The 21,922-nt window shown below is 46.5% G+C and carries 19 protein-coding genes; 9 read left to right on the top strand and 10 right to left on the bottom strand.

Annotated features, from left to right (window positions below):
* Window positions 1-82: 82 nt before the first annotated feature.
* From UWK_RS02555 to UWK_RS02545, 3 genes are all read right to left on the bottom strand, one after another.
* A complete protein-coding gene (locus UWK_RS02555; RefSeq protein ID WP_015402786.1) occupies window positions 83-532 on the bottom strand; it encodes a CBS domain-containing protein in 450 nt (149 codons plus the stop codon).
* 173 nt (window positions 533-705) lie between these two features.
* Window positions 706-1,395 (bottom strand): hypothetical protein, encoded by a 690-nt coding sequence (locus tag UWK_RS02550; RefSeq protein WP_015402785.1) that lies wholly within the window; start codon window positions 1,393-1,395, stop codon window positions 706-708.
* An 11-nt stretch (window positions 1,396-1,406) separates the two neighbouring features.
* On the bottom strand, window positions 1,407-2,576 hold the full coding sequence (locus tag UWK_RS02545; protein WP_015402784.1) for a type IV pilus twitching motility protein PilT: 1,170 nt from the start codon (window positions 2,574-2,576) through the stop codon (window positions 1,407-1,409).
* 123 nt (window positions 2,577-2,699) lie between these two features.
* Here UWK_RS02545 and ilvD point away from each other — a divergent pair, with 123 nt between their 5' ends.
* The 6 genes from ilvD (at window position 2,700) to UWK_RS02515 (ending at window position 8,885) form a co-directional block, all read left to right on the top strand.
* Window positions 2,700-4,541, top strand: coding sequence for a dihydroxy-acid dehydratase (gene ilvD / locus UWK_RS02540; protein WP_083907167.1), 1,842 nt, complete (start codon window positions 2,700-2,702; stop codon window positions 4,539-4,541).
* Between the two features lie 158 nt (window positions 4,542-4,699).
* Window positions 4,700-5,614, top strand: coding sequence for a hypothetical protein (locus UWK_RS02535; protein ID WP_015402782.1), 915 nt, complete (start codon window positions 4,700-4,702; stop codon window positions 5,612-5,614).
* Window positions 5,615-5,732: 118 nt separating this feature from the next.
* Entirely contained in the window at window positions 5,733-6,347 is a 615-nt protein-coding gene (gene yedF / locus UWK_RS02530; protein ID WP_015402781.1) for a sulfurtransferase-like selenium metabolism protein YedF, read from the top strand.
* Window positions 6,348-6,359: 12 nt separating this feature from the next.
* Window positions 6,360-7,502 carry a (Fe-S)-binding protein gene (locus UWK_RS02525; protein WP_052326950.1) on the top strand — a complete coding sequence of 381 codons (1,143 nt, stop codon included), beginning with the start codon at window positions 6,360-6,362 and terminating at the stop codon, window positions 7,500-7,502.
* Between the two features lie 182 nt (window positions 7,503-7,684).
* Complete coding sequence (locus UWK_RS02520; RefSeq protein WP_153304798.1) at window positions 7,685-7,930, top strand: hypothetical protein; 246 nt, start codon at window positions 7,685-7,687, stop codon at window positions 7,928-7,930.
* A gap of 241 nt (window positions 7,931-8,171) precedes the next feature.
* Window positions 8,172-8,885 (top strand): spermine/spermidine synthase domain-containing protein, encoded by a 714-nt coding sequence (locus UWK_RS02515; protein ID WP_167320709.1) that lies wholly within the window; start codon window positions 8,172-8,174, stop codon window positions 8,883-8,885.
* A 6-nt stretch (window positions 8,886-8,891) separates the two neighbouring features.
* On the opposite strand, the gene UWK_RS02510 is transcribed toward UWK_RS02515, so the two are convergent.
* The 4 genes from UWK_RS02510 to UWK_RS02495 all read right to left on the bottom strand — a co-directional run bounded on the left by UWK_RS02510 (window position 8,892) and on the right by UWK_RS02495 (window position 12,732).
* Window positions 8,892-9,560: a CBS domain-containing protein gene (locus UWK_RS02510; RefSeq protein ID WP_015402777.1), complete on the bottom strand. Its 669-nt coding sequence runs from the start codon at window positions 9,558-9,560 to the stop codon at window positions 8,892-8,894.
* A gap of 8 nt (window positions 9,561-9,568) precedes the next feature.
* Window positions 9,569-11,227, bottom strand: a complete 1,659-nt coding sequence (locus UWK_RS02505; RefSeq protein ID WP_041916275.1) for a FapA family protein — start codon at window positions 11,225-11,227, stop codon at window positions 9,569-9,571.
* Window positions 11,224-12,099 (bottom strand): peptidylprolyl isomerase, encoded by an 876-nt coding sequence (locus tag UWK_RS02500; RefSeq protein ID WP_015402775.1) that lies wholly within the window; start codon window positions 12,097-12,099, stop codon window positions 11,224-11,226. Before UWK_RS02500 ends, UWK_RS02505 begins: the two co-directional genes overlap by 4 nt.
* A gap of 297 nt (window positions 12,100-12,396) precedes the next feature.
* Window positions 12,397-12,732 carry a hypothetical protein gene (locus UWK_RS02495; RefSeq protein WP_015402773.1) on the bottom strand — a complete coding sequence of 112 codons (336 nt, stop codon included), beginning with the start codon at window positions 12,730-12,732 and terminating at the stop codon, window positions 12,397-12,399.
* A gap of 384 nt (window positions 12,733-13,116) precedes the next feature.
* On the opposite strand from UWK_RS02495, the gene UWK_RS02490 reads away from it, so the two are divergent.
* Window positions 13,117-15,249, top strand: a complete 2,133-nt coding sequence (locus UWK_RS02490; protein WP_015402772.1) for a thioredoxin domain-containing protein — start codon at window positions 13,117-13,119, stop codon at window positions 15,247-15,249.
* Window positions 15,250-15,373: 124 nt separating this feature from the next.
* Here UWK_RS02490 and ppk2 read toward each other — a convergent pair whose 3' ends face one another.
* The 3 genes from ppk2 to UWK_RS02475 form a co-directional block, all read right to left on the bottom strand.
* Complete coding sequence (gene ppk2 / locus UWK_RS02485) at window positions 15,374-16,303, bottom strand: polyphosphate kinase 2 (protein ID WP_015402771.1); 930 nt, start codon at window positions 16,301-16,303, stop codon at window positions 15,374-15,376.
* A gap of 192 nt (window positions 16,304-16,495) precedes the next feature.
* The gene (locus tag UWK_RS02480; protein WP_015402769.1) at window positions 16,496-16,987 is read right to left on the bottom strand and encodes a rubrerythrin family protein; all 492 of its coding nucleotides are present in this window, start codon (window positions 16,985-16,987) and stop codon (window positions 16,496-16,498) included.
* 28 nt (window positions 16,988-17,015) lie between these two features.
* On the bottom strand, window positions 17,016-17,906 hold the full coding sequence (locus UWK_RS02475) for a DMT family transporter (RefSeq protein ID WP_015402768.1): 891 nt from the start codon (window positions 17,904-17,906) through the stop codon (window positions 17,016-17,018).
* A gap of 160 nt (window positions 17,907-18,066) precedes the next feature.
* Between UWK_RS02475 and UWK_RS02470 the strand changes: the two genes are divergently transcribed.
* Both UWK_RS02470 and holA read left to right on the top strand, forming a co-directional pair.
* Complete coding sequence (locus tag UWK_RS02470; protein WP_015402767.1) at window positions 18,067-20,505, top strand: hypothetical protein; 2,439 nt, start codon at window positions 18,067-18,069, stop codon at window positions 20,503-20,505.
* Entirely contained in the window at window positions 20,492-21,859 is a 1,368-nt protein-coding gene (gene holA / locus UWK_RS02465) for a DNA polymerase III subunit delta (RefSeq protein WP_015402766.1), read from the top strand. The genes UWK_RS02470 and holA overlap by 14 nt, the downstream gene beginning before the upstream one ends.
* Window positions 21,860-21,922 lie beyond the last annotated feature (63 nt).

Genomic DNA, 21,922 nt, shown 5'->3' with positions numbered 1-21,922 from the left:
ATTAAAGCATGTTTATAGATGAAACCATGCGGAGTTAGGACGGTATTGCGCTTTCGGGACTGCTTCGTTCCTGTACCACTTTTCAGCTGATAAGTGTCTTGATAATATCTTTCTTTCCTATAATACCGACAAGTTTCCCCTCATCCAGAACAGGAAGTGTATGGATGTTATCTTCAGCCATTATGGTTGCTATTTCATCAAGGCGGGTGTCAGGAGATATGGTCTTGGGGGTGCCGCTGCAAATTTCAGCAACTCTGGTTGCAGCAATTTTTTTCATTTCAGCTTCCATCTTGTCGGGGTTTTCCAGATAGAAAACAGAGTCAAGGATTGTAACAACGGTAGGAATGTGGAGCTTTTTCGACTGATCGATGAGGTCACTTTCGGTAACCACCGCAATAACATTGTTGTCATCATCAAGTACCGGGACACCGCTGATATTGTGGGTGGTGAGAAGTGTTGCAAGTTGGGCGACCGGTGTTTCCGGGTGAACGGAAATAACATCTTTGGTCATAATCTCAGAGGCTGTAAGCATGGCGTCTCCTGTTGGGGTAGTTGCAAGAATTATAAAAAGTCAGGTTGATGTCCTTAGAAAAATCATATCATTTCTTTTCTTGATCTCAAAAAGAATTCGATTAACAGCCGACTTGTTTGCCTTGCAATCGCCCCATGGGTGATCACCTGCAAATCCGCATCTCCTGCTGTAGGCTAGCCACTGTAGGCGTTTAATTCTGCCATCAAGGAACCGAAAAGTTCCTCATAGCGCGGAATGGCCTTGCGGAGAATCGTCAGGAGCTCTGGAATTTCCTCGGTGTTGACTACAAGGTTAGCTGAGTTTGACAGGGCTTCGAGATCATAGAGGGTTGAAAACTCAGACCCTATGAGAATGTAAAAGATAAAACGGCGCTTTAGCATGGACATATCGCACATGAACTGGTGGAAGGGGGATTCTTCCAGTGTTCCGTCTCTGAAGTCTGTGTGGAGGATAACGCTTGCATAGTTTACAAACTGCATCTTCCCAATGGCCTCTTCGTCCGATTCGGCAAAGCTTGCCTGGTAGCCTATGGATTCTACGGCTTCCGTCACTTTGTCCCGATCCGGGCCGGGTTGAATGAGAATCAAGGTTTGAGGGATGTCTTCAACAACCTCTTCCTCTTCAAATACTCCTTCCTTGAGCCAGCTGATGTCAGGAGGAGATGGTGGCCTGATTAGTTTTTTAGGCAGAGTCCGTGACGGATTATTTTCAGAAGCAATACTAGTGGCGTCCAGCACAATGGCTTTGCCGCATTGTGGGCACGGAAGACGCAGGAGTCGGCCAGGGGCAAGTTGGGCAATCCCTTTTTTAATTTTATTGCTGAGCGTTAGCTTTTTGTTGCAGTTTTTGCATATAGTGATCATCGCATTCCTCTTTACCAGCGGGTGGGTTCCGCCTCTTCTTCCATGGCCAGCCCAGACAATGATGACGTAGCCTCACCGCGTGAAGCCTTGATGGTGTCGAGTCCGCGAGAGACTTCATTTCTGTATGAGCAGTAGCGCATGGCGGTTTTTTCAGTGATCAATTCGGACTCGTAGAGTTCAAGGATGTGCTGGTCAAAGGTTCGCATATCCATGGCTGATCCCTGTTGAATAACCTTGTAAAAGGTTTTTTCCTCATCCTCACCATTCAAGATCAGATCCTTTACTCGCAGGCTGGTACAGAGGACTTCCATGGCAGCTATCCGACCGCCTCCTACTTTTGGTAGAAGGCGCTGGCCGACGACCCAGCGGATGGTGTCCGCCAGACGATTCCTGATTTGTGGTTGTTCCTCCTGTTCAAACATACCTAGGATTCTGTTGATGGTTTGGCCTGCATCTATGGTATGGAGGGTGGACAGGACAAGATGGCCTGTCTCTGCCGCGGTGAGACCAATTTCCAGAGTTTCCCGATCCCGCATCTCACCGACCAGAATAACCTTTGGCGCCTGGCGAAGTGCTGCCCGCATCCCCGAAGGAAATGTGCTGAAATCATTGCCAAGTTCGCGCTGGTTGAAGGTCGCCTTGACGTGGGGGTGGATGTACTCAATAGGATCTTCCAGGGTTACCACATGAACCGACCTGTCCATATTGATTTTATGAAGAAGGGCGGCCAGTGAAGTTGTCTTTCCACTACCGGTGGCACCAGTGAAAAGGACCAGCCCGTTCAATTCTCCGGCCATTTTATTAAAGGATTTAGGGAAATTCATCCCCTTGATGGTGGGGATGGTGGTTTCAAGTTTTCGGAGAACGGTACTGAAGTAGCCTTTCTGAGTAAAAATATTAACCCTGAATCGAACCTTGTCTCCCAAGGTATATGAGAGATCACAGGAACCATTTTCCACCAGATCTCTCAGCAAACGTTTATTGTTACCAATGAGGTTCAGGGCGAAGACTTCGGTCTGAAAGGGCGTAAGCTTTTTGATTGGCGGGGAAACTGCAACGGGCATAAGAACACCTGCAGATTCTACCTGCAGCGTTTTACCAACGGTAATGTTTAAATCGGAAACATTATCGTAGGATTCAAGCATTGATGTGATCCAGTAGTCTATTTCTGTCTGTTTCATTCATCCTCTCCGAATTTTTTTTACACACCTGCTATTTTCATAGTATATTGTCATGAAAGAGACAAGAAATTCAATTTTTTTTATTTATTAAAGAAAGATAAGTGAGCACAGAGGTATAATCTCATGACGATCCCATTACGAAGCAATACAACGACCCAAGGAAGGAAAATGGCTGGAGCCCGCAGTCTCTGGCGTGCCAACGGGGTTAAGGAAGAGCAGTTTGGCAAGCCAATTATCGCCATAGTCAATTCCTTTACCCAGTTTGTACCAGGTCATGTACACCTGCACGAAATAGGCCAGCACCTGAAGAAACGGATCGCTGAACGTGGGTGTTTTGCGGCGGAATTTAATACCATCGCCATCGACGACGGTATTGCCATGGGCCATGCTGGAATGTTGTACTCTCTGCCGTCACGGGAACTTATTGCCGACAGTGTGGAATACATGTGTAATGCCCACACCGTTGATGCCATGATCTGTATCTCCAACTGTGATAAAATTACTCCGGGCATGCTGATGGCAGCGATGCGACTCAATATCCCAACGATCTTTGTCTCCGGTGGCCCAATGGAGGCGGGGGTTGATGGTGAAAAACGCTATGACCTTGTGGATGCCATGGTAATGGGTGCAGACCGCGAGGTGAGTGATGCCGAGGTTGATGTGGTGGAACGCTGTGCCTGCCCAACCTGTGGCTCATGCTCCGGGATGTTCACTGCAAATTCCATGAACTCATTGAATGAGGCGCTTGGAATGGCGCTGCCTGGAAACGGGACCATTGTTGCCACCCATGCAAACAGGATGAACCTTTTTGAGCGTGCAGCAGAACGTATAGTTGATATGACCGATGCCTGGTACAACAGGGAAGATGCCTCGGTGCTGCCGCGCAACATTGCAACTCGCGCTGCCTTTTTAAATTCCATGACCCTGGATATTGCCATGGGTGGTTCGACAAATACGGTATTGCATCTTCTGGCTATTGCTAAAGAGGCTGAAGTCGATTTCAGCATGGCTGATATTGATGCACTGTCACGAAGAATACCAAACCTCTGTAAAGTTGCACCTTCTTCGCATTATCATATGGAAGATGTGAATCGGGCCGGTGGTATTATGGCAATTCTTGCAGAACTCGACAGGGCCGGAATGATTGACAGCAGTGTCAGTCGAGTTGAAGGGAAAACCCTTAAAACTATTCTTGAAGGCTGGGATGTGGCAGCCGAAAGCTGTAATGAAGAGGCTCGTAAACTCTATCTCAGTGCTCCTGCGCAAAATGGACGGAATCTTGTTATGGGGTCACAGCAAAGTATGTACGAGAGCGCAGACCTCGATCGGGCTGATGGGTGTATCCGTGATGTGGAACACGCTTATAGTAAGGATGGCGGGCTGGCAGTATTGTACGGGAATATTGCACTCGACGGTTGTATCGTGAAAACGGCCGGTGTTGATCCGTCTATTTTTGATTTTCAGGGAACTGCTAAAGTCTATTCCTCACAGGAAGCTGCCTGTGAGGCTATTCTTGATGGTACCGTCAAGGCAGGGGATGTTGTGATTATCCGTTACGAAGGCCCCAAGGGTGGGCCTGGAATGCAGGAAATGTTGTATCCCACTTCCTATCTCAAATCAGTCCACCTTGGAAAAGAGTGTGCTCTCATCACCGATGGCCGTTTCTCAGGAGGTACATCGGGACTTTCCATTGGTCATGTGTCACCCGAGGCAGCGGCTGGTGGTGCCATCGCTCTCGTTCAGGAGGGTGATGCAGTTGAGATTAATATTCCAAAACGGAAGATAAACGTTCTTGTCTCGGATGAAGAGCTTTCCAGGCGAAGGACAGAGGAGTTGGAGAAGGGGCGGGATGCCTTTTCACCCGTTGATCGTGACCGTCATGTTTCACAGGCTCTCAAAGCCTATGCAATGTTTGCAGCTTCCGCTGATAAGGGTGCTGTCAGGATACTTCCGGAGAGTATTTAGGTTCTGTTTTTCCGCCTGAAATCAGACTTTATGTAGGACGAGTTTTTGGCATATATTGATATTGACACTTACTCATATCTTCTGTAGGTTGATATTTTCTTGTTTGGTTTAATGCTATTGAAGGATATTTTATTAAATATATTTTGTGAGGTCGGGTCATGAGTAAAAATCAGATTATCATTGCCCTGGTTGTTCTCTGTCTGGTGGGGACAATTTGGGGGTCGGTTCAGGACAAAAAAAGTAAAAGTCTGGAGAGACAGCTTGTTGCTATGAAAGCTGAGGCTCCCGCTGCTGTAGATGAAGCTGTGGCGAACGATGCCAGTGCTGCTACTGAAAAGGCATTGGCAGAGGTTGAGACCCTTACCGCTCAGAACCAGAAACTCCTTGCCAAAGCTGCAACCTTGAAGGGAAGTGTGGATAGTCAGAAGGAAGAGATTGCAGGCTTGAAAAAAGAACTTGCGGCATCTGCTGGTGGTTCACAGGCCCTTGAAGGGATGCAGGCTCAGTTGGATAAATGTACTGCAGAAGTTGCCGGCCTTGAGCAGGCAGTTGTTGATGCAAAGGCCGTTATCGAAGAAAAAGATGCTGCTCTTGCTGCGGCAGAAGTTACCATAACTGGACTTGAAAATGTAAAGTCAACGCTGGCCAACAGCGTGGACGAGTACAGTGCCAAAAAACAGGCGCTTTCAGCTGAGGTGGATGAGAGTAAATCGCGTATCCTTTCCCTTGAAAAGGCACTTGAGGAGCGTAACAAAATCCTTGTTGCCAGTGGAGAAGAGCTTGGCCGTACGAAATTGAACATGAATGTACTTCTTTCACGAATTGCCGCTCAGAACAATTCTCTCCTTATCCTTGAAGAGACCCGGGTTGCTCTTGAAAAGGAATTGGCTGCAAAATATCAGATTATTGAAGATCTCCAGCGTCAGTTGAGTGATCAGGTGATTGAAGAGATTGTTGTTGCGGAAGAAGCTGCACCTGCTGAAGAAGAGGCTGCCCCTGCAGAAGAGCTTGCTCCCGAAGCAACTGTTGAGGCAGAGCAGGCTGCTGAAGGTGAGGCAGCACCTGCGCACTGATTTTCTGTTTCCGGACGTTATATCTTTGGCTGCCTTCATCCTGATCAGGACGAAGGCAGCTTTTTTTTTTGATTTAGCTCCGTCATATTACAAAAACGAGAGGAGAGAAAAATATATTATGGAAATATTGGATTGCAGGGGGCTTAATTGTCCTGAACCAGTGTTGCGGACGAAGGAGTATTTGGAAAATCATCCTGAAGAGGTCTTCAGTGTTGTTGTGGATAATGAGGCTTCTCGGGAAAATGTTCTTCGCTTTGGCAGGAGTCAGGGATGTCAAGTGAGTGTGGAGCAAAGGGGGGATGGTGATTTTCTTATAAGCCTTACACCAGGGGAGAGTGATACTCCCAGGGAGGATTTTCAGGAAGCTGATTATTCCTGTGCCCTGCCCGATGCCGGTAATCTGGTTTACGTTATTCCTTCCGATTCCATGGGACGTGGCTCTTCCGAATTGGGATGGGCATTGTTGCAGACCTACGTGAAAACCATTGCTGAAATTTCCCCGCTCCCCTCTCATATTCTTCTCTATAATGGAGGTGTTAAGCTTGCGACACAGGAAGGAAAGGCACTGGAAGCTTTGCAGGCTTTGGAAAAACAAGGTGTAACCATTTGGATCTGCGGAACCTGTCTTGAATTCTTTAAGCTGGAAGAGGAACGTAAGGTGGGGAGCATCACTAATATGTATGACATCATGAACACCATGACAACTGCTGCCAGAGTGGTGAGCCCTTTTTAAGTTATGGAGACGTTGGATACACTTTTGTCTCCCATTGAGAGTATTGCCAAAGATTGCGTGAACTGTGGAATCTGTGTTAAGGAATGCGCTTTTCTGCAGGAGTATGGCTCTCCGCAAAAGCTTGCGGAGAGTTGGTTGGAGAGAAAGGATACCATTATAAACAAGGAGTTTCCATTTGAGTGCAGTCTCTGTGGCCTATGTCACGGAGTTTGTCCTAAGGAGCTTGATTCTTCAGCTATGTTTCTCGCTATGCGGCAGGAGTTGGTAAACGAGGGGCATGGTCGGCTCAGGCAGCATAAAACCATCCGAGCCTATGAACGGCGGGGGAGTTCGTCGCTGCTCTCCTGGTATTATTTTCCTGAAAATTGCCACACGGTATTGTTTCCCGGATGTGCCATCCCCGGCAGTCGTCCCGAAACCTTCAGTCATTTGTTCGAGCTTTTACAGGAAACCATACCTGACATTGGAATCGTGTTTGACTGCTGCACTAAACCTTCCCATGATCTTGGGGACATGGCCCATTTTAAGAAAATGTTTGCTGAACTTTGCAGCATCCTGAGTAAAAATTCCGTAACAAAAGTTCTTGTGAGCTGCCCGAACTGTCATCGTATTTTTAAGGAATATTCCACTGGCATTGAGGTGCGGACAGTGTATGAAGAGTTGCTGCAGTCACCAAAGATAAGAGGTGGCATCCAGACCGAGGTGACAATTCATGACCCATGTGGGGTGCGATTTGTTCCAGAGGTGCAGCAAAGTACCAGGAATATTCTGCAGCACCAGGGAATTACGATTAGGGAAATGGAGCATAGCCGGGAACGCACCTTCTGCTGTGGTGAAGGAGGCTCTGCAGGGTTTATACGACCCGATTTTGCCAGGGAATGGACTCAAAAACGAGTGACAGAAGCAGGGAGCGATCCGATTATCAGTTACTGTGCAGGCTGTACTCATTTCCTGGGAGAAAGTGCCACTACCCATCATCTTCTTGACCTTCTTTTCTTTCCCGAGGCAGTTGTAGCGGGAAAACAAAGGGTGAGCAAAACACCTGTTATCTATTGGAATCGCTTCCGTTTAAAACGTGCTCTGCAGAAGAAACTTCAGGGTGGTGTTTCCGGCAGCCGGCAGCAACTGAGTGGTAGCGTATCATCTTTGACCTGACGTTTTGCTGAATACTGATTGTATGGTCAGGAATACTCTCAACCCTCCCATCTTACTCAACAGTTAACCTTGCGCCCAGGGCACCTATAGTAAAATGTTTTTAGTTATCAGCAAATTGGGTATATCTACCTATATGAAAATGTAACGGTTTATGTTTCAATGAGGAATAATAGTTTTTTAGAATGTCAATTATTCCTGGAAATAACATGACGAGAGAAGAGCTACGAAAACTGGAAAGAACGATGGAAGAGGATGGCTTCAGTTATGATATTATAATTGAAGTAGTTGAAACTGCACAGCAATACAGATTTTCAAAAGGAATAGAAAACTTTGAGAAGACGTTGAGTGAAATACCAGTAGTGTCCAAATTACCGTCACAGTTTTCATCGCTATCATGCGGTTCTTCTTATCCTGGTATGAGTATTTAGGGATGCCAAGTTAGATAGGAAGTCTGTTTATATTGTGCGGGTGCCTTATTCAGGAGATACCTCAACCGTTCCCATTAAAAAAATGACTACGATTACCGAAGGAAACCCCTCCCTGCATCGATCTTTCCCGTGAAGGTCAACCCGTAACATAATAGGAGTCAAGGGCAGAGTTGACCCTATTTACCAAATGAAAACAGACAGCAAGACACTCATTCACAAATCTCGCCGTGGAGACAGGTTAGTGGAGATATTCGATCGGGAAAATTTCCGCTATCTTTACTTCAATACCAAATTCCTCCAGTCGAAAATGGCACTTGATGCCCCCCATCTTCTGGTTCTGCCCTATACACGATACATGATGCTCTCCCTCATGTTTCTCCCTGACCCGAAACGAATCCTGCTCATCGGGCTCGGTGCCGGTTCACTGGTTCGATATATCAGCACGATGCTTCCAGATTGTCGAATCGACGCAGTGGATCATTCCCAGGAGATAATCGATCTGGCCCGTACCTATTTTAATCTACCGGAGACGGACAACGTTACCATACACTGCCGGGGCGGAGTTCCGTTCCTGGAGAACCGGGATGAGGAGGAACCCTATGATATAATCCTGCTCGATGCTTTTGACGAACTCGGGATCGCTGACGTTATCTACAATCGGGACTTTTTTACGACGTGCCGAAACCACCTCAGTGAAGGCGGCATCCTCTGCTCCAACCTCTGGAGTGGCTCCACCTCGGAGCTGACCCGCGTGACCCGTGAACTCGCCGAATGCTTCACCGGTAACCTCACCTGCCCTGTAGCGAATCGAGGCAACGTGATCAGTTATTCGTTCAAACATGAAATAGGTCTGAATGCCTTTGCAGGTGACAACAAAAAACCAGAAAGACTCCAGGCCCGTTTTGAACTGGATTTTGGAGATATGAAGCAACGCCTCATACGTCACAACCTTTGATTTGGGTTAGGATGGTACCACTTTCTCCGTATTGCCGCCTGCCAGGATCTGATTTATCTTGGTTCCTGAATCCCACAGTGCATCTATCAGCTGATCCATTTCCTCACCGCTTACACGAATGGTGAGAAGCTGGTGTTCATGGCTAAAATTTTTGTACACACTGATGGCGTTCAATTCCATATTAAATTCTTTACATATCTCAACGACTTTATAAACGGCAGTACTGTTATTTTTTATCTGTAATTCGATGCGTGAACCCGTTTCCCGAACACCCATTATTTCCGTAAAAGCCCTGAAGATATCGGTTTCGGTCACGATTCCAACCAGTTTGTCGTTTTCGACCACCGGCACAGCACCAATTTTAAATTTACGCATCAAAAGAGCTACGTTTTCTAAAGGATCCATGGGGGAGGCGGTGATGGGTTGGTTTACCATAAAAGAGGATATTTTTGCCTGGGCTGCAATGACTCTATTCTCAGAACCAAGAGAAGAGTCAATAGCGGAAGGAAGAGCCTGGTTGATATCCTTCTGGGTTATTATTCCAACAAGTTTTCCATCTTTGACTACCGGGAGGTGGCGAAAAGAGTTTTGTTTGATGATTTCTGCGGCCTCGCCAAGTGGTGTGTCCGGGTCGATGGTGACAACGTCCCGCTGCATCCAGAGTTTGATAAACATATGTTCCCTTATAGGCTTGTTTCGATAAAAGTACCGGTGTGACTATCCAGTGTAAAACGTACGCCAGTGAGATCGTTCTTGACGATGGTGGTGGCATTGCCAATCTGCAGCTCTGTACCGCTGAATATTGTGCCCTGTACTGTAATTGCGATTGTTCGTAGATACTCAATCCCTCTATCCGCAGAATTGGCATCAGTCCCTGGAATAAGGTTCAGCTTTGTTAAGTCGTTATGTAGACTCTCTACGGTTTTTTCCAGTGATTTCAGTACATTTACTTTTTGTTTCAATCCGTATCGTTGCAGAAAGACGAGGCGTTCCTGCTCGACGTCCTTGAGGTCGGATCGTATTTTAAGATAGCGCAGATAGCGTCCGGGGGCAATGCCTGCTGCAAGTAGTGAAAAGGGAGCATTTGGGGATCCTACATTCCCAAGGTTAAGGCTTGAGGCACTCATCAATAGCCCGGCCAGAATCCGACTGCTGTTTTCACAGTGGATCTCTCCGTTGGCCATGATTTTAGCGTAATAAGCCTGCTTGCGAATAATCACCCGCCCCTTCACCCTGAGCTGGCCCTGTTCCATAAAACCAAAATCTGCATCACCCGATACTTTCACCTTACATTTTTTGCCAAGGATACCTCCCTTTACTACTAGATTGCCTTTACATTTTATGTTGGCGGAGCGTGCGTTTCCTTTGAGCAACAGGTCTCCGTGGGTTTTTACTCTGAAACCAGGAAGTATGGTTCCAGTTATTTCAACCGCGTCCTGAGATTCTATATTACCAGTACTGTAGTCGATGTTTCCCGGGATAACCTGTTTAGCGCAGACTTTGATTGAATTTTCGCTGACAAGGGAGAGAATACCGTTTTGAAGGGCACGAATAATACCACTCTCCTCATCGTATTCGGCATCATCACTCACTGTAACAGGCAAATTCTCTCCTGGAATTTGGGGCACTTCTTCACCTGTAACCGTAAGGCCAGGGGTTCCTAGTGTCGGCGGAATCCGTTTAGCAATTATCTGTCCTTTTGAGACCCCTACAAACATTTTTCGTTCCCGAAAGTCAATTTTCCCGTTTCCCATAATTGTTCCCGGGAGGGGGCCCACTTCAATTTCAAAACGGAGAAAGCTGGCCTTTCCGTTCAGGGGAAGTAGGCCTCTGGCAATCGTTTCATCTTTGAGTGGGGAGCGTTTTTCTTTACAAAGACTGAGGAGCCTGTCCAGATTTTCAAGAGAGATCCCAAAACGAATTTCCTGGGATGTGAGGATGTCCATAAGAGTTTCTCTACTGAGTTCCGGGGAGTTCCTCACGGGCGGGTAAAGGCTGATGGTTGCAGACATTTTGTCATCTGCAATGGAGAGCAGGGGAACCACCGATATCATGATAAGATCGATTCCCTGGTTGCTTTTCTTGGAGAGTAAGGGGTAGCCGTCGATCTCAGCCAGAAGTTTGCACTTGTCATCGGAGAGCAGAGTGTTTTTCCCGGGAACAAGTTCTGTAGGATTTCTTGGCGGAGCACCCGGTGGAGCGAGTAACTCGACAAGGGGTTGACCTTTGCGTACCAGTTCCACCGTTTGGAAGGAATTGTTGTCGCTATCGCTGAGTGTTTCCGTTTCAAACAGAAGCTTTGGGATAAGACGTGGAGGAGGCTGTTTGTCTGGTCTGGTCAAGGCGTGGTTTCCTTGCTCGGTTGAATAAGCTTTTGCAACCACATTCGGCAAGCCTCCAACTGCTTTTTTTTCAGGAGAATGGGGAAAATAATAAGGGAGGCCTCTTTGATACTCAGCTTTCTAGCGGGGTGGATTTCACTGCACTGTATTATGCTGAATCCAGTCGAATTCCTAATAATAGCACTTGTTTCTCCAGCCTGAAGGGTGAACAGTACCCTGTCCAGTTCCGGGCAAAGTTCACCGGCGGCCAGGCGGCCCAGGTTTCCATCATTTTTGGCAGTGTTACAGTCTGAAAAGAGTCGTGCTTCCTTTGGGAAAGATACTGGATTTCTAGTTACTCTCCTGTGGATAGCAGCGATTTTCTTATAGGCTGAATTGAGTTCAGAAGGCAAAAAAGGGTTGAAGCGAATTTGAATGAGATTAGCACTGCGCTGTTCGGGTTGGTTGAATTCCGTTTTATTCCTGTTGTAGTAGCGTCGCACCTCGACTGCCGTTACAGATTGCACCGTGGATGCTATTCGTGAGAGTATCGTCTCTACACGGAGGTCATTGTGCAGGGCGGTCCTGTATTCGTCGAGTTTCATGTTGTTTTCTTCAAGAGTGCCGTAGAAGGTGGCCTCATCTGGGTATTCAGCGATGATTTCCAACAGGGTTTGTTGAAGAGTTGGATCGGGTATGACTACGCAACAGGCCTCGTCGGAAGTGAGGATTACCTGGTGAAGAAGCATTTCCTCGTTGGCGTGTTGATACGCCAGTTCATATTCCTGATGGGTAAGGTTGCAGGCACTTTTCTGAAAATCCTGAAATGCAAATTTCATCAGGTGAAAGGACAGCATCGGATCATTCTGTTTTTGGCGTTTTCCCTGCTGCATAGAATCCTCTGGTGGCAAGTCTGGTCACAGTGTCATTGGGCTTGTGTTTTTATTGTATCGCATTGCTCTTCGGAAACAAAATTTTTCCGCACCAGTGATAAAAAAAAGAGAGATGTTACCAGGGGGGGCCTTTTGAGTGGCAGAAAAAAGCGTTGAAAGTGAAGTCACTTTCTGGAGGGGAAATTGAGGTCCGGTTAAAAAACAAGGTCAGTAAATTGCTACTGTGTGCAATTATAGTTGATAAAGCGAATAATTGCCTTTCCTGAAAAGGGGACATTCACATATTTTCCTGGGATGTTAATGCGCTGCCCACACATCATCATTTATGGGCTCATGTTTCATTATCATTTCCGTCCAATCCCAGTTTGGCTTTTCTATGGTTCCACCGATTTGCATTGAAAGACCATCTTTTGTTGTCCAACGCTCCGTTATTTGCAGTTTGAAGTTTATGCCTTTCGTTGAAATAATGGCAATAAAATTACCGTCTTTGGTATGTATTTTTCTTGGAATGTCGGTGATGCAAAGTCCGAATCGTGAGCAATCCTTGAGGGTCGCCATACAGAACCCCGCCTGATCGGAGATATGTACTTCCGTGCCATTCAATTTTGCTCTGAAATATTGTCTTTTTTCCATAATCAATAACCCGTTTGATTTTAAAGTCGTATGAAAAAAGTTCCCTTTCTAAGGGAAGATCTTTTTGCTCAGGTACTTATGGCTGAATCTCTCCTTTTTGTTTATTTTCTGTATTAATGAATATCATTCCTTCTCTTAATGTTAGCATTTTGCTCTGGAAGATCAATTGATGGAAATACCTATTTTAGACTGGGTAAATATACCCAGTCTAAAATAGAGTCTGTTTTTGTTGTATGGTAATAGTTATTTTTATTGCTATCCGTTTCTTCAGATATACTGTGTTTGATATGACAAAAGCAATGATTACAAAACAAGGTTCTTATATGGGAAATCATTTATTTTGCTCTGACTGGTTGTGTGTCGGGGCAGGGAAGAGAAAAATTTATGAAAAATACTAGTGAAAAAAACACTGCCCTCCACTCAAAACAGACAAATCATCTGTTTCATGAAAAGAGCCCTTATCTATTGCAGCATGTCAATAATCCGGTTGACTGGTATCCATGGAGTGAGGAGGCCCTTTCCAGGGCGGTGAGTGAGGATAAGCCAATCTTCCTTTCAATTGGTTATTCCACCTGTCACTGGTGTCATGTTATGGCCCATCAATCTTTTGAGGATCAGGAAATTGCAGATTTTCTGAACAGTTATTTTATTCCCATAAAGGTAGATCGGGAAGAGCGTCCGGATGTTGATCAGATTTATATGGCGGCAACCCAGGCCATGACCGGTAGCGGTGGCTGGCCCATGTCACTTTTTCTCTTTCCGGACACCAGGCCGTTCTATGCAGGAACATACTTTCCTCCACGTGCTGACTATGGGAGGCCGGGATTTATGGAGATACTGCAGGCCATTAAGACTGCCTGGTTAACGGACAGGGAGAGTTTAAGTCTTTCAGCAGAACAGGTAACATCTTTACTACGAAAGGATACTTCTGATGGCAGAGTGTCCCCTGAAAAGGCATGGCTGGATAAGGGTTTTTCTCAATTGGAAGAGAGTTATGATCCAAAGTATGGTGGATTTGGCCAGGCACCTAAGTTCCCACGGCCAGTGGTGATTGATTTTCTTCTTCGCTACTATAAATCAACTGGTAGGAAGGCAGCCCGTGACATGGCGCTTGTTACCCTGGAGCAAATGGCTGGCGGCGGAATGTATGATCAGATCGGTGGAGGATTTCATCGGTATTCGGTCGACGGCAGATGGCGGGTGCCCCATTTTGAGAAGATGCTCTATGATCAGAGTCAGCTCGTTTTTGCCTACCTGTCAGCGTTTCAGTTGACGGGAGATAGTGCGTATAAAGAAATAGTTGTCGAGGTCCTTGAGTATGTGCTTCGGGATATGCGGCATCCGGAGGGTGGCTTTTATTCAGCAGAGGATGCTGATTCTGTGAATCCCTACAATCTTGAAGAGCATGGTGAGGGAGCATTTTATCTGTGGACGGAGGAGGAGATAGACACTCTGTTGACGGAAAAACAGGCTGCTCTTATCAAGGCATATTATGGCGTGAAAGCAAAGGGAAATGCCCTTCATGATCCACAGAAAGAATTTACTGGTCGCAATATTTTCTACCGGGACAAAGAGTTGTCGGAAGTGGCAAGGGAAGTTGGGCTGAGTGAAGAGGAGGCCAGAGATATCCTTCAGGATGCCAGGCGCAGCCTGTTGAGCCATCGCCAAGATCGCACGGCACCCCATTTGGATGATAAAATCCTTACCTCATGGAACGGCTTGATGATCTCGGCTTTTGCACGAGCGGCTATGGTTCTCGGAGAAAAAAGGTATCTGGCTGCCGCAAACCAGGCCACGGATTTTCTTCTTGATAGACTTACGGTGGACGGAGAGCTTGTACGACGATGGCGGGATGGTGATGCACGATACGCTGCCGGACTGGATGATTACAGTTTTTTGGTTCAGGGTTTGTTGGATTTGTATCTGGCGAGTCATGATTCGATACGTTTGCAGGCGGCAGTCGATCTCACTGAAAAAATGATACGAATCTTCGCTGATGAAAAAGGAGGCTTCTATGATACTCCTCAATCAACACAACTGCTTACCAGGATGAGGGCAGCTTACGATGGAGCGGAACCATCGGGGAATTCCGTCGCCGTTATGAACCTGTTGCGCCTCGCAGGACTGACAGGGAATAACGAGTGGGTGGCTCTTGCCACAGAAAGTATTGAGTCTTTTGGAAAAACTCTGTCCACCTATCCGCCTGCCATGCCTATGATGCTCAGTGCCATGGATTTTCAGATGGATAAACCGAGGCAGATCGTTATAGCGGGTACGCTTGAGGCTGATGACACCAGGGAGCTCCTCAGTGAAGTGCATTCCAGGTATCTTCCCAATACTTTACTGCTTCTGGCCGATGGCGGGAAAAATCAGCAGTTCCTGCGTGGAGGCCTTCCTTTTATCGGCACGGTTAAAAAAATTGATGGTCGTGCGACGGCCTATGTATGTGAAGATTTTACCTGCAGAATACCTGTAAATACAAGAGAGGGCTTGAGAGCACTGCTTGACGAGAAGTGAAACGAGAAATATAAAAAATCGGGAACAGGGTACTCTTTTTTTGCCCGGATTACTCGTGCTGATCTATGATGAGCTTAGTGTTCAATATGGATTTTTGGATTGCACGCAAACTGCGATGCAACCCTTAATATTTTTTCGGCACATACAGCTCTGGTGGTAGTACTGCTCGCTCATATTCTGGATTACGTACCCTGTCTGGTAACGTGATTGGTTCGTAGGGGACCTCTTTATAAGGAATCTGGTCAAGCAAATGACGAATGCAGTTGAGTCGTGCTCGTTTCTTGTCATTGCCTTCAACGATATACCAGGGAGCCTCTGGGGTATTTGTTCTTTTTAGAGTGTCCTCTTTCGCTTTGGTGTATGCTTCCCAGCGTACTCTTGCTTGAAGATCCATTGGACTTAATTTCCATTGTTTCAGCGGATCGTGGATGCGCATGAGAAAGCGCAGGTGCTGTTCTTCATCTGTGATGGAGAACCAGTATTTTATCAGGCGTACCCCTGAACGGACAATCATGCGCTCAAATTCAGTCACATCCTGAAAGAACTCCTCGACTTGCTCTGGTGTGGCAAATCCCATTACCTGCTCGACTCCAGACCGGTTGTACCAGGATCGGTCAAACAGGACGAGTTCACCGGCTGAAGGAAGATGTTGCACGTAACGCTGGAAGTACCATTGCGATTTTTCATTTCGAGTCGGCTTGTTGAGCGCGACAACTCGACAGGTCCGAGGATTGAGCCTTTGGGTGATACGCTTGATAACACCACCCTTTCCAGCAGAATCACGTCCTTCGAAAATAACTACTATTTTTTCCCCGGTGTGCTCAGCCCATGTCATCATCTTGATCAGTTCAGCCTGGAGTGCAAGGAGGGACTTGAAATATACTTTGCGGTCAAGGGGTGATAGATGTTGTTTGTTGTATATCTTTTTCAGCTCAAGCGACAACTCGGATTCTGAAAGTTCCAGTTCATAATCTTCGTCAAAGGTGTCTTGCAGCTCTTCATCCAGCCAGTCTAGGACGGCCTTGTCAATTCCATGCATTTTATTGTTAGCCATAGAGTTTTTTGTGAAATGGTGAACACTCAACACTTCGCTTATCACATCCTGAAAATTTTTAAAACAAAGGAATCAATTAAGCGGCCGTCACTTTTTTTGGACGTAAACTTCTTTCATCTCACTGGCCATAATACCGTATCTACTGAAATGGGAAAACGAGTGTACTCCCAGTATGCAGATAGGCGTCCGTCTTTATATATTCTTGAAACGGCTGGCAGGGGCAGTGCAGACTGGACATTTCTCGGGTGGATGGTTTTCCATGATAAATCCGCAGAATGAGCATATGTGATAGCTTGTGTCTTTCGTGGAGGTCGTTTCCAACTTCTTCTTAAGGTTCAGGTGAATGCGTTCTACCTTAGCAGATTGTGCAAAAAGAGATGATATGGCACGTTCTCCTGCGGCTGCAGCCTTCTCCATGGCCTGTTCATACTGTTTTTTCAGGTTTGGAATTTCTTCTTCAAATGAAGTTTTACAATTTTGATAATTAGTTCCTGTCTGGCCACGTAACTGCAGGAGAAGGCGAGTTGCCTGAGCCTCCTCCGAGATAGCAATTGCACGGAAAAGTCGTGCCAGTTGACTTTCACCATCCTGTTCCGCACGGAGGGCATAGATTTTTTTTCTGGCAGCTGCACGGGAGACCTCAAGAAAACTTTTTTCCACTTCTCTACGGGTTGTCTTGTCCATTGGTTGTATTTGTATTGTTCTGTTAACTTTATTTTTTTATCCAGAATCCCTGGCTTAGACCCACTCCAAAAAATATAACAAATCCTGCACAATATTGAAAGAGACTGAAGGATTCTTTGAAGACAATCCAGCTGAGGAGTATGGTAAAGAGGGGGATAAGGTTTACATATATGGAAGCTTTTCCCGCATCCATTGCCGAGAGGGCATAGTTATATGAGCCGTAGGCAACAATGGTGACAGCCAGGCCCAGATAGACGATGGCTGCCGTTGGGATTAGAATGAAATTGTCAGGGACCTGAATTTGGGGGAGCAGCAGCATGGGGAGAAAAAAGAGCGCCCCTACCCATGCCTGGACAGCTGTAAGGAAGAGTGGGGAATAGCGACTGGTCAGTTTTTTGATAGCAATGGTGTATGCCGTGGCACAGACCATTGCCAGAAATTCAAATAAATTACCAAGCAATGGGGATGGGGCCTGTTCATTGATATCCCCTCCGATGCTTAATCCGAATGCACCGGCCATGGCAAGCCCCAATCCGATTATATTTTGGAGAGAAAATCTCTCAGCAAGAAAAATCCCAGATGCTACGGCAACCAGCAGGGGCAACATGGTTGTAATCATTGAGGCTTGTGAGGCCGAAGTGTTTTTCAGGGCAAGGGCTTCAAAAATAAAGTATAAACAGGGTTCGCAGAGTGCCATGAATCCGAGCAGTTTAAAATCCTGATGGCGAATGCGAATTTTGCGGAAACGTGGTAATAGAAAGAAAAAGGCAAGGGATGCAACAACCATTCGACCTGCAATGACCACCATCGGGTGGTAGTCAACAAAAGCGAGCTTTAGGGCGATAAAAGAACTTGCCCAGAGAAACGTGGCCAGCAACAGACAGAGAGTTGGAAGTATTTGAGAGTTGCTCTGTTTCACTGTCTGAAGATATCCGGGAAAATTTTGATATTTCTTTTGAAATGACTATTACTGTAAGTGTTTTCCCGGGTGTGTGCCGGAAAGGCAAGCATCCTATATCGTTTGCAGAAGAAGTCAAGAAATCATCAATCAACATCTATTTTATTTAATTTAATAAGAAATGCGACAGAAACTTACTGTTTTTAGTGTGTTAGCTCTTGTTTTGGTTTTCATAGCTCCGGCTTCTGTTCAGGCCCGTATCTCTGATAAGGGCTATCGGCAGACCCTGGAGGCTTTCAGCAGGGTGGCCTGTGAGGATGAGTCTCTTTTTGAATTTAATAAGGGGTTGATTCATGCACTGAATTATACAAATAAACGTGCTCTTCGAGCGTTTGCCCAGCTTGAGTATGTTTCTGCAGACGAGCTTGTTGCAGCGATCAGGAGACTCGTTACAGAAGAGATCAGCTTTGATAACCTGCGCCTTCTGGAACAGTTTGTTACTCTCCAGGGGGCGGATGCAGAGAAATCCTGGCAATTCCTTGAAAAGCTGGAGAAACTTGATTATTCCAGAGGACGTGTCATGACGGCCTTTGCCCTGGTTGATGTGCTTACAGCATCGGAGTTACTTGCTTTTACGGATCGGATAGAAAAGGTGAGAGAGTCAGCAGGTTGGGCTCTGAAGGCCTTCCTCCTCCTGCCGGGACAGAGCAGAGAAAGCATTGCTGATGCCATGGCTCTGATTGAACGAATGAATGAAAAACAGCAGTGGGCAGTGGAGGAGTGCTGCAGAATCAAGGCAATGAACGCCTATAAAGCGCTTGAAATCATAGAGCAGCTGGGCAGGTTTTCAATAACCGATGCCTGGAATGCGCGGGGACTGTTTAAACAGAAAATCACCCCGGAAACAGCTCTGTATTGGGTGAAAAACTATTTTGGCAAGAGTCAGCAGGATCAAGAGTGGTTGTTCTTTGCCATGGATCCTGCTGAAAAGGCATTGCTGCTAAAGGGATTCGCTGAAGCTTCAGACTATCTGACATGGAAGATTAATGATCTCCACTCGGTGACCGATTTGCTGGGACGGGAGATCTCTGCTGCAGCATTAAATGGACATTCTGCTGCAGGGCTGGAGATTCTCTGGAAGCGTCTGGACTGGAAGGTTCGTGAGGAATATAAAAATTCTTTTTACGCTGCATTGGGTCGTGGAAAAAAACAAACGGCAATTGCTGTTCTGCGCAAGGCAACGGGCAGGGCTCGTGTGCAGGCGGCATATGATACCACCACTTCCAATATCTATATTCTGCTCTCCAAGGGGAGTGAATTGTATGATTCCTCGTTTCGGGACATTCTGGTGCCGGTACTGAAGGATCGGATGGATGAAAACTTTCGGGCAAATCTTCTACAGTTCCTCCTTGCTGTTGATCCTGCAAACAACCATGTGTCAGATTTTATAATCAGTCTCGCACAGCGTGGAAAACTCGGATTGTTTTTTCCGGTTGACCCCAAAGAACAGAACCGGGTACTCGATCTGGTGACACAATCTGCTTTTCAGGACGAGAACAGTCTGATTCTTTTTTCGGCAACATTTATGACCTTGCTGGAAACCATTCAACCGGATACCCGAACCTACCTTATAGGTAAAATGCTTTCAGCTATTCGTGAGCAGAATACAGTTTTTACTATGCAGTTACGGGTAATTTTACAGTATTACCTGGAGTATTATTCAGAGTTTGTGGGTGAGGTGGATAAGATACGCATCAGAATGATGATGTATGAGTATGGTGCTATTCCCCTGCAGGCCTACGCTAAAACTGCCTTTGAGGAGTGGAAATCCGATGGGAAGCTTTCCAGCCTGTCAGTTTTTCATGATGATGATGATGGCAGGCAGTCCTACCTTTCCAACTGTCATTTTCTGAGTAAAGAGGGCTATCGGCCACGGCTTTCAACTTCTTTTCGACTGGGAGTGGCTCCCGATGTAGTGTCACAGGCTGCAAGCCTGATTCGTTCCTATGATTCTCAGCCGAGTAGCACTTTGCATGCATTGTTTCGACTTCAGTCGAGGCACCCTCTTGTGCTGGACTGGGTGCAAACGATGAATGGTATCGAAATATCTCATTCCGTCTTTTTATTTCAAGGTGAGGCTGTGCAGGCTGCTCTTCTGAACCAGTTCCTGACGGGTGGTCATGAGATGTTTGCCCAGCGTGGACACAGTTACTGGCGCTCTGAACAGTTGATAGAGCCCATATCTAAACTTATTGAAGATGGGGCCGTAACCGAAGTTGATCTTGGCAACAAACAGCGTTTTATGAGCCTTGGGTCCTGTGGTGGCATCCGGGCGTATTCTGAGCTTGCGACACTCTTTAAGAATAATGTGGATATCCTGGCAACCGTTGGTACTGGTAAGGCGGTTGTGAATAATCCCTATAACGAATTCCTTTTTGAAGCGGTAGCGAAGTCGGGTAAGGATTTAAGCTGGGATGATATCTCTGAACAGTCCGCAAAAATTTTCAAACAGGGACTGGGGGAGGATTATCTGCAACCTGGTTCTCTTCCTGCCATTTTGCACAAGATAATGGATCAGAAATCAATGGATACGAAAACTGGCGAACATGGCACTGATTAAACGGACAGAGCTTCCTGCCCTGCTGGAAAAAATCGAGCAGGGGAAGATGGATGACTTAAAAAACATATTTATCTTTTTTGGAGAACGTTTTCTCTGTCGCGAAGCTGCGGACAGTGTTCAGAAAAGTCTCTTGACGTATTCCGGGGGTGGGGCGGTAAACAGTATTGATGGCGACAATGAAGATAGCAGCAAAACCCTTGGACAGTTAATGAATTTCACTCTACTTCCTGGTTGCCAGATTTTTCGGGTGACTGACAGCAGGTTGTTTCACTCTAAAAGTGTGGCATCTGCTGTTTGGGCAAAGGTGGAGCAGGCGAAGTCAGCCAATAACGAAAAGGCGTGTCGCAGACAACTCCTCTCTTTCAGATCTCTTGCCGGTCTCGGTCATGATGAACTTCTTTCTGAAATGAGCGGGGGGCAGTGGCAGGGACTCTTTGGCTTTGCAAGACCTGCCGGGGATCTTTCCTGGGCTGATGCACTTCTTGCAACGACTGAGGCGTCGAATAAGGGGGGAGGCGCTACTGATATTGCTGCACGTTATGTGGAGGTGTTTAAAAAAGGCGTTCCCCCGAACAATATTCTGCTACTTAGCGCCGAAGCCGTTGACAAAAGGAAACAGCTATTTACTTTTATAAAAAAGGAAGGCGTGGTTGTGGACTGTTCTGTGGTTGAGGGAGTTGGTGTTGCCGCGCAAAAGGAACAGAAGGAAATTCTGCAGGAAGTGGTGAGGAAGAGCCTTGCAGGTTTTCAGAAGAAGATAGTCCCCCAGGCTCTGGAACGTCTTTTGGAGCGGGTGGGGTTTCACCCCGTGGCCGTGGTCATGGAGACTGAAAAACTTGCCCTGTATGTTGGAGATCGTGAACTGATCACCGTGGAGGATTTGGATGCCATGGTGGGGAGAACCCGTGAGGACGCGCTCTTTGAGTTGACGGATGCTTTTGGGAAACATCAGTCAGCCCGTGTTCTGGTACTTCTTCGCAGATTGCTTGATCAGGGAATGCATGGCTTGGCGATACTTGCCACCATGCGGAATTACCTGCGGAAGATGCTGGTGTTTAGATCCCTGCAGCTTGGACCTGCACCATTGTGGCATTCCGGGATGAACGCCGGACAGTTTCAAAAGGTCTATCTTCCTGCATTGAAGGAACGTGGAGACTGGCTTGATCTCCTGAAAGGCCATCCTTACGCTCTGTTTATGTCATTTAGTAAGGCACAGGAATTTTCCTGTGCGGTCTTAAAAAGCTGGCTTGCTTTATTGCTCAAGGCAGAGTTTCGCCTGAAGGGTTCGCCAATTTCTCCAGAGCTTATCCTGGAGGAACTTTTTTTAACCATGCTCAAGCAGAAAAGACAGTAGAGTTGAAAAATAACAGCATATCTTCTATGGTAATATGACGAAAGGATAGTGTGTTACAAAGAA

The organism is Desulfocapsa sulfexigens DSM 10523, from assembly GCF_000341395.1.
In the GTDB taxonomy this organism is placed as follows: domain Bacteria; phylum Desulfobacterota; class Desulfobulbia; order Desulfobulbales; family Desulfocapsaceae; genus Desulfocapsa; species Desulfocapsa sulfexigens.
This window is presented reverse-complemented; position numbering and strand designations above follow the sequence as displayed.

Coding starts and splice junctions, on each gene's coding strand:
- UWK_RS02480 (WP_015402769.1), bottom strand. CDS start 16,987: ATGGACAAGACAACCCGTAGAGAAGTGGAAAAAAGTTTTCTTGAGGTC.
- UWK_RS02545 (WP_015402784.1), bottom strand. CDS start 2,576: ATGAAACAGACAGAAATAGACTACTGGATCACATCAATGCTTGAATCC.
- ilvD (WP_083907167.1), top strand. CDS start 2,700: ATGACGATCCCATTACGAAGCAATACAACGACCCAAGGAAGGAAAATG.
- UWK_RS02500 (WP_015402775.1), bottom strand. CDS start 12,099: ATGCAGCAGGGAAAACGCCAAAAACAGAATGATCCGATGCTGTCCTTT.
- UWK_RS02510 (WP_015402777.1), bottom strand. CDS start 9,560: ATGTTTATCAAACTCTGGATGCAGCGGGACGTTGTCACCATCGACCCG.
- UWK_RS02470 (WP_015402767.1), top strand. CDS start 18,067: ATGCGACAGAAACTTACTGTTTTTAGTGTGTTAGCTCTTGTTTTGGTT.
- holA (WP_015402766.1), top strand. CDS start 20,492: ATGGCACTGATTAAACGGACAGAGCTTCCTGCCCTGCTGGAAAAAATC.
- UWK_RS02535 (WP_015402782.1), top strand. CDS start 4,700: ATGAGTAAAAATCAGATTATCATTGCCCTGGTTGTTCTCTGTCTGGTG.
- UWK_RS02550 (WP_015402785.1), bottom strand. CDS start 1,395: ATGATCACTATATGCAAAAACTGCAACAAAAAGCTAACGCTCAGCAAT.
- UWK_RS02490 (WP_015402772.1), top strand. CDS start 13,117: ATGAAAAATACTAGTGAAAAAAACACTGCCCTCCACTCAAAACAGACA.
- UWK_RS02520 (WP_153304798.1), top strand. CDS start 7,685: ATGTCAATTATTCCTGGAAATAACATGACGAGAGAAGAGCTACGAAAA.
- UWK_RS02495 (WP_015402773.1), bottom strand. CDS start 12,732: ATGGAAAAAAGACAATATTTCAGAGCAAAATTGAATGGCACGGAAGTA.
- yedF (WP_015402781.1), top strand. CDS start 5,733: ATGGAAATATTGGATTGCAGGGGGCTTAATTGTCCTGAACCAGTGTTG.
- ppk2 (WP_015402771.1), bottom strand. CDS start 16,303: ATGGCTAACAATAAAATGCATGGAATTGACAAGGCCGTCCTAGACTGG.
- UWK_RS02555 (WP_015402786.1), bottom strand. CDS start 532: ATGCTTACAGCCTCTGAGATTATGACCAAAGATGTTATTTCCGTTCAC.